The organism is Aeromicrobium sp. Leaf272 (genome assembly GCF_001422865.1).
GTDB lineage: Bacteria > Actinomycetota > Actinomycetes > Propionibacteriales > Nocardioidaceae > Aeromicrobium.
Window position 1 is genome coordinate 1 of sequence record NZ_LMMY01000011.1, and the last position, 6,956, is coordinate 6,956.

Consider the following 6,956-nt stretch of genomic DNA (forward strand, 5'->3'; position numbering starts at 1 on the left):
TACTACTGATTATCTCGTCGACTTTTGGCACACTGTTGAGTTCTCAAGGATCAGACGCACATCTGTCACGACCACACCGTGAGGTGGGTCAGCCAGAGGCTTCCTGGTGGACGGAGAAGCGATGCTGCTGCTGTCTCCATCCGACGCCTGCCGTTGTCAGCGGTCCGTCTCCGGGCGAAAGCCCTGGCGTTGACCGTTTCGGTACAAGCTCTGCGCGCTCCGATCACGCGGCCTTTCGGCCTCGTGCTCCGGCGAGCGGCGCAACAAGAAGAACATTACAGACCCCTCCCCGGTCCGGTCAAACCGCCCCCCTTGTGACGTCTCGACCGCGGGCCAGTTCCCTGCAATTGCAGGGCTCGGCACGTCGGGGCACTCGATCCGGCGCCCGTCGGGGGCTTCTCAGAGCTCGCCGACGTCGCGCAACCACACCTCTGTCCGGCGCATCCCCTCGTCCAGGTCGACGGCGGGGTCGTAGCCGAGCATCGACCGAGCCTTGTCGATCGAGTAGGTGCCCGTCCGGCAGAAGTAGCGGACCGCGGTCGTGTTCGTCTCGTCGTCGGCACGACGGACCCGGTTCACCTTGGCCGCGGCCGATGCCAGCGCCAGGGCCGCCGCCGTGGGCATCACGACGGGGCCCCGCCTGCCCAGCATCCGGTAGTAGTGGCCGAAGAACTCCCGGCACTCCACGCCCACCCCACCGCTGAGCGTGAACACCTGGCCGGCCGCCTCCCCACGGTCGGCGGCCAGCACCAGCCCCGAGACCAGGTCGTCGACGAAGACCGGGCTGAAGATCCCCCGCCCCATCGCGGGAAGCAGGAAGCGGTTGGCCTTGATCATCCGCACGGGCAGCAGGGTCCACGGGCGCGATCCCGGGCCGTAGACGTCGCCGGGGCGCACGACCGTCACGTCGATCTCGCCGGCCGCGTGCGCCTGCATCGCTGCCTGCTCCGCGGCGATGCGCGTGTCGACGTACGGGTTGCCGTCGGGCCTCAGGGGATGGTCCTCGGTGACGCCGTCGGGGAAGCCGAGGTCCGAGAACGCGCGGACCGACGAGAGGTAGACGACGCGCGCGGCCCCACGCGAGACCGCCGCGTCGAGGACCCGCCGCGTGCCGAGCGTGTTGACCCGCCACGCCTCCTCCAGCGTCGGCAGGTTGGACACGAGCGCGGCCGTGTGCACGACCGTCGCCCCCGGGGTGATCACGTCGCTCCACGACTCCGGGTCCGTGACGTCCCCGGCGACCACGTCGTGCGCGGGGTCGGCGTGCAGGTCCATGCCACGCACGGAGTCGCCCCGGGCACGCAGTCGCTCCGTGAGGGAACGGCCGATGAAGCCGGACGCGCCGGTGATGACGTAGTCGGCCATCGGTACGTGCTCCTCCGCGATCGTTGACCCAGGGCGTTCGCACCCTCGCACATCGGGAGGTCGATCGGCAGCGCTACGCGGACTCCCACGGGTAGGCGTGCGCGAGGAAGGCCTCGCGCACCTGGTCCCGCGGCGCCTCGAGGGTCTCGTCGAACAGCACCCGACCGTGGTCGCCGTCGATCACGAGGCGCTTGCCGTCGCGGTGGACGCCGACGACCTGCTCGCGGCGCAGGATGCGCTGATCGCTGCCGTGCACGACGACGAGCTGGTCGTCGCCCAGGAGGATCCGGTGCTCGTCGGCGATCGCGAACGCCGCCAGCGCCGAGCCGAGCAGACCGCCGACGGCGAGCCGCGCCGCCCACGCCCAGGGCTCGTCGAAGCCGGCCACCCACTCCGCCACCGCCTCGAACGGCACGAGGGGGAACCCGCTGACCAGGTCCAGCAGCCAGGGCAGCACGAGCAGCAGCGCCCCGCCGCCACCCCCGAGCAGCACGAACGTCCACACGCGGTCGGTGTCGGTCATGCGCAGATCGGTGACGGACGGATCAGTCATGACTGCACGCTAGGCGCGGGCAGAGGCTGCCACGCCGGCCGAAAGGCTCGACCCCTCGGCCGAAGGTCGCGGCTCAGCCGGGCTGTCGGGCGCTCCTCACCGCGACCACCGACTCGTGGCTGACGAGCAGCTCGCACCGCCCTGAGCAGGCCAGCTGGTGGTCGAGACGCCCGGTGGCGATGAGCCGGTGGACCTCGGCCGTCGAGACCTCGAGCAGGCCGGCGGCCTCGGCGACGGTCAGCTGCGACGACATGCCCGAAGCCTAGCCGCGGCGCCCTGTGCCGCGGCGCCGACGAGCACGGTCAGCCCATCGACCTGCGACCGTCGATGCTCTCGCGCAGGACGTCGGCGTGACCGGCGTGCTGGGAGGTCTCGGCGACCAGGTGCAGGAACACTCGGCGTGCCGACCACGACGCGCCCGCCTCGAACCACGGGGCGTCGGGCAAGGGCTGCCGCGCGTCGAGGTCGACGGAGGCGACCAGCTCGTCGGTGGCGAGCGCCGTGCGCTCGTAGAGCGCGACGACGCCGGCCAGGGTCTCCTGCTCGAGCAGTCGGAACTCGTCCTGCCGGTCGAGCACGGCCTGCGGCGGGTCGCTCCAGTCGATGTTCTGCCAGTCGACGTCGGGCTGGGGCGCGGGGCCGTCGACCACGAAGCGCGCCCACTCCCCCTCTGCGGCGGCCACGTGCTTGACCAGCCCGCCGAGGCACAGCTCGCTGGCCGTGGGCGTGAGGCGGGCCTGCTCGTCGGACAGTCCGGTGACGGTGCCGAGGAACAGTGCCCGGTGCTTGCGCAGCGAGTCGAGCAGGTCGGCGCGTTCGCCCACGAGTGCGTCCATGGCACCACGCTAGGGCTGCGTGCCGACACTTCGGAGCGGTTCGAGTCGGCCCCTCGACAGGCTCGGGGAACGAGCTCCGTCGGGCATCTCACGTGCCCTCGCCCTGCGGACCTTCCCGCGCCTGCCTAGCGTGGACTCCATGACCACCACCGTTGCCGCACTGTCCGTCCCCGAGGCCGGGAAGCCGTTCGAGACCGTCGACCTCGAGCGCCGCGACCTCAAGCCGAACGACGTCCGGATCAAGATCCGCTACGCCGGCATCTGCCACTCCGACATCCACCAGGCCCGCGACGAGTGGGGTGGCGGGATCTTTCCCATGACGCCCGGGCACGAGATCATCGGCACCGTCGAGGAGACCGGCTCCGACGTCACCGCACACGCCGTCGGCGACACCGTCGGCGTCGGCTGCTTCGTCGACTCCTGCCTCGACTGCGACGCCTGCCGCGACGGCGAGGAGCAGTTCTGCAGCCGCGGCGTCGTGCAGACGTACTCCGCGAAGGACTACGACGGCGCCATCACCTACGGCGGCTATAGCGAGCAGGTCGTCGTGCGCGACCACTTCGCCGTGAAGATCCCCGACGGCGTCGACCTCGCCGCCACCACCCCGCTGCTGTGCGCGGGCATCACCACCTACGCGCCGCTCGTGCGGCACGGTGTCACCGAGGGCACCCGCGTCGGCGTGATCGGCATGGGCGGTCTCGGCCACGTGGCCGTCAAGATCGCCGCCGCCCTCGGGGCCGACGTGACCGTCCTCAGCCGCACCGACGCGAAGAAGGACGACGGCCTCGAGTTCGGCGCCAAGGCCTACGTCGCGACCGAGGAGAAGGGCGCGCTGCGGAAGCTGCGCGGCTCCTTCGACGTCATCCTCAACACCGTCGGCGCGGCCGTCCCGCTCGACCAGTACCTGGGTCTGCTCGACCGCGGTGGCCGCATGGTCAACCTCGGCGCCCCGACCGAGAGCCTGGAGATGGGCGCGTTCTCGCTGCTCTCGTTCCGCCGTGCGCTCGAGGGCTCGATGGTCGGCGGCCTCCCCCAGACCCAGGAGATGCTCGACTTCTGCGCCGAGCACGGCATCACCGCCACCGTCGAGGTCATCGACGCCGACCAGGTCGGCGACTACTACGACAAGGTCGTCGACGGCAAGGTGCGCTACCGCGCCGTCATCGACGTCGCCTCGATCGCCCGGTGAACCGCACCAGCCTGCGGGTCGGCGACGAGGGCGTCCAGCCCTACCCACTCATGACCGCGCTCGTCGTGCCCCGACCGATCGCGTGGATCAGCACCGTCGACGGCGAGGGCCGGGGGAACCTGGCCCCGCACTCGTTCTTCACCGTCGCGTGCGCGAACCCGCCGATCCTGGCGTTCACCTCCGTCGGCCGCAAGGACACGCTGCGCAACGTCCTGGAGACGAAGGAGCTGGTGGTCAACCTGGCCACCCAGCCGCTCACCGAGGCGGTCAACGGCAGCAGTGCGCCCTACGAGCACGGTGTCGACGAGGCCGAGGCGCTGGGCCTGGAGACGGAGCCGAGCGAGCTCGTGACGCCGCGTCGGGTCCGCGACTCGCCCGCGGCGATCGAGTGCCGCCTGCACTCGACCACCGAGCTGGGTGACTCGACCCTCGTGCTGGCGGAGGTGCTGCTGTTCAGCGTCGCCGACCACGTGCTCGTCGAGGGCCACCCCGCCTTCGACCTGCTGGCGCCCATGACCCGACTCGGCAAGGAGGAGTGGGCGCCGCCCAGCGTGCCGTTCACCCTGCCCCGGCCGACCGAGGCGCCGTAGCGACCGACGATCGCCTAGCGGCTCGGGTCGACGAGGATCTTCGCGTGCTGCTCGGGGTCGGCGAGCCAGCTGAACGCGTCGGCGACCTCGTCGAGCCCGACCGTCCCGGTGATCAGGGGTGAGGGGTCGACCTTGCCGTCGGCGATCATCTGCAGCGTGGCGTGGAACTCGGCCGGGTCGTAGCAGAAGGCGAACCGCAGCTCGACCTCCTTGTTGATCGCCATCGAGGGGCGGAAGGTGTCGGGCTCCATGCACACGCCGACGACGACGATGCGCGACTGCAGCGGCGCCGCGGTGATGATCTGCTCGAGGATGCCGGGGACGCCCACGCACTCGAACACCACCGGTCCCGTGGGCAGGGCACCCAGCTTCTCGGCGGCCTGGAACACCCGGGGCCAGGGCAGGAACGGGACAGCGCGCAGCTTCTTCATGGTGCTCAGGCCGAGGTCCATGAAGTCCGGGGCCGACGTGAGGTAGCGCTTGTCGGACTCGAAGCGGTCCCACGGCGACTCGACGGCGGGGTCGACCACCACGTCGGCGCCGCAGCGCTCCGCGAGCGCACGGCGTCCGGCGGAGAAGTCGCTGGCCACCACGGTCCGCACACCGGAGGCCTTGAGCATGAGGATGACCGCGAGGCCGATGGGCCCGCAGCCGATGACGACGGCCACGTCCTTGCGGCCGACCTGGCCCTTGCGCACCGCGTGCCAGGCCACGGCGAGCGGCTCGGTCGTGGCGGCGTGCTCGACGTCGACGCCGTCGGGCACCTCGAAGGCGACGGCCTCGGACACGAGGATCTGCTCGGCGTAGCCTCCCGGGGCGTGCTCGCTCAGGCCGGTCATGTGCAGGCCGTCGGCGGTCTCCAGCAGCGGCAGCGCGACGACGCGCGTCCCGGGCTTCCAGCGCCCGTGGGTGCGCGGGCCGTACGAGACGACCTCGCCGACGAACTCGTGGCCCATGACCACCGACGACGTGGACCGCATGAAGTGGTCGTACCCCACCTCGCCGGCCATGTCGGCGGTCGCGTCGCCGTGCACGCGGGCGTGCAGGTCGGAACCGCAGATGCCGGACCGGAGCACCTTCAGGAGCACCTGGCCGGGACCGGGGACGGGATCGGGGACGTCGGTGAGCTGGAGCTGCTGCTGGTGGCAGACGACGGCACGCATGAGCACAGTGTGCTGCCTCGACGGGGTCGACGTGTGCACCCACGACAGGCGCACACTGAGTAGACACAGGGGGATCAGTGAAACCGGGAGGAGTGGAGAGCATGCAGCACGGAGACCTGAGGCCGATCGACGCGGCGGAGTGCCTCGAGCTGCTGGCGGTGCGCACGGTGGGCATGGTCGCGTTCGTGGACGACGACGGGCAGCAGCTGGTGCCCGTCAACTACGTGGTGCGCGACGGTGACGTCATCTTCCGCACGTCCGCCGACAGCTTCCTCGCACAGCTGGCCGACGGTCACGAGGACGTCGCGTTCGCCACGTCGCACCAGGCCGAGCTGGACCAGCACGGCTGGAACGTGACCGTGCGGGGCCGCACGAGCCCGCAGGACGCCACCGAGCTGGTGGGCGCGCCGCCACGCACCTGGGCCGGCGGCGTGCGCGACGTGCTGGTGCGGCTGCACCCCGAGCACGTGTCCGGCCGCCGGGTGCACCTGCACTGAGCCGCGGTCAGCGGGGTCGGTCGATCCGCAGCACCACGTGGTCGGGCGGGTCCACCGGGTTGTCGGGCTCGAGCCGCGCCGTGCCCACGTGGCGGAAGCCGGCCTTCTCCAGTGCCCGCCACGACGGCCGGTTGCCCGCCGCGACCGGCACGACCACGGCGGGGCAGTCCGCGTACGAGGCCCACGTGTCGGCGACGAGCGCCGCGATCACGGCCGGCCCGATGCCGCGTCCGGTGTCGGCGGGGTCGCCGATGAGGTAGTCGACGGTCGCGGCGCCGGACGGGAGGTCGAGGAACGGCGCGAGCTCGGCCTCGTCGTCGGGGTAGTCGTCCCAGCGGGCGCGCTGGCAGAGGCCGACGTCGCGTCCGTCGACGGTGGCCACGAGGTCCTCGGCCGGCTCCTCGCCGCGCATGACCGCACCGAAGTCGCGCTCCAGCGCCTCGGGCGTGGACTCCTGGAACCACCACCGGTGCACGTGCGGGGCAGCGAGCCAGCGCGCGAGAACCGGCAGGTCGCCCGGCTGGAGCCTGCGGAACGTGACCTGCATGGACCGACCCTAGAACGTGCGCCTCTAGGCTGTGCTGCGATGCGCACTCCTGGGCTGCTGGTCGCCGGCACGACGTCCGACGCCGGCAAGAGCGTGGTGACGACGGGGATCTGCCGGGCCTTCGCGCGGCGCGGTCTGCGCGTGGCGCCCTACAAGGCGCAGAACATGTCGAACAACTCGATGGTCGTGCCGCTGGGCGGCGAGTCCACCGACGGG

The 6,956-nt window shown here is 71.5% G+C and carries 9 protein-coding genes and 1 pseudogene; 4 read left to right on the plus strand and 6 right to left on the minus strand.

The features are described 5' to 3' along the window. Nucleotides 1-399: 399 nt before the first annotated feature. The 4 genes from ASF38_RS07070 to ASF38_RS07085 form a co-directional block, all read right to left on the minus strand. Entirely contained in the window at nt 400-1,365 is a 966-nt protein-coding gene (locus tag ASF38_RS07070; protein WP_056574753.1) for an NAD(P)-dependent oxidoreductase, read from the minus strand. 73 nt (nt 1,366-1,438) lie between these two features. Continuing rightward, on the minus strand, nt 1,439-1,918 hold the full coding sequence (locus tag ASF38_RS07075) for a hypothetical protein (RefSeq protein WP_056574757.1): 480 nt from the start codon (nt 1,916-1,918) through the stop codon (nt 1,439-1,441). 73 nt (nt 1,919-1,991) lie between these two features. After that, nucleotides 1,992-2,171 carry a hypothetical protein gene (locus ASF38_RS07080; RefSeq protein WP_055960993.1) on the minus strand — a complete coding sequence of 60 codons (180 nt, stop codon included), beginning with the start codon at nt 2,169-2,171 and terminating at the stop codon, nt 1,992-1,994. 49 nt (nt 2,172-2,220) lie between these two features. After that, the gene (locus ASF38_RS07085) at nt 2,221-2,754 is read right to left on the minus strand and encodes a DinB family protein (protein WP_056574760.1); all 534 of its coding nucleotides are present in this window, start codon (nt 2,752-2,754) and stop codon (nt 2,221-2,223) included. A 139-nt stretch (nt 2,755-2,893) separates the two neighbouring features. Between ASF38_RS07085 and ASF38_RS07090 the strand changes: the two genes are divergently transcribed. Then, nucleotides 2,894-3,943 (plus strand): NAD(P)-dependent alcohol dehydrogenase, encoded by a 1,050-nt coding sequence (locus tag ASF38_RS07090; RefSeq protein WP_055960999.1) that lies wholly within the window; start codon nt 2,894-2,896, stop codon nt 3,941-3,943. Further along, on the plus strand, nt 3,940-4,533 hold the full coding sequence (locus tag ASF38_RS07095) for a flavin reductase family protein (protein ID WP_235492830.1): 594 nt from the start codon (nt 3,940-3,942) through the stop codon (nt 4,531-4,533). Before ASF38_RS07090 ends, ASF38_RS07095 begins: the two co-directional genes overlap by 4 nt. A 14-nt stretch (nt 4,534-4,547) precedes the next feature. Here the strand turns inward: ASF38_RS07095 and ASF38_RS07100 are convergent, their stop codons facing one another. After that, on the minus strand, nt 4,548-5,696 hold the full coding sequence (locus tag ASF38_RS07100; RefSeq protein WP_056575369.1) for a zinc-binding dehydrogenase: 1,149 nt from the start codon (nt 5,694-5,696) through the stop codon (nt 4,548-4,550). A gap of 101 nt (nt 5,697-5,797) precedes the next feature. On the opposite strand from ASF38_RS07100, the gene ASF38_RS07105 reads away from it, so the two are divergent. After that, a complete protein-coding gene (locus tag ASF38_RS07105; RefSeq protein WP_056574764.1) occupies nt 5,798-6,193 on the plus strand; it encodes a pyridoxamine 5'-phosphate oxidase family protein in 396 nt (131 codons plus the stop codon). Nucleotides 6,194-6,200: 7 nt separating this feature from the next. On the opposite strand, the gene ASF38_RS07110 is transcribed toward ASF38_RS07105, so the two are convergent. Further along, nucleotides 6,201-6,740, minus strand: coding sequence for a GNAT family N-acetyltransferase (locus ASF38_RS07110; protein ID WP_056574767.1), 540 nt, complete (start codon nt 6,738-6,740; stop codon nt 6,201-6,203). Between the two features lie 39 nt (nt 6,741-6,779). Here ASF38_RS07110 and ASF38_RS19100 point away from each other — a divergent pair. Continuing rightward, nucleotides 6,780-6,956, plus strand: a pseudogene (locus ASF38_RS19100) (cobyric acid synthase CobQ); the annotation flags it as partial.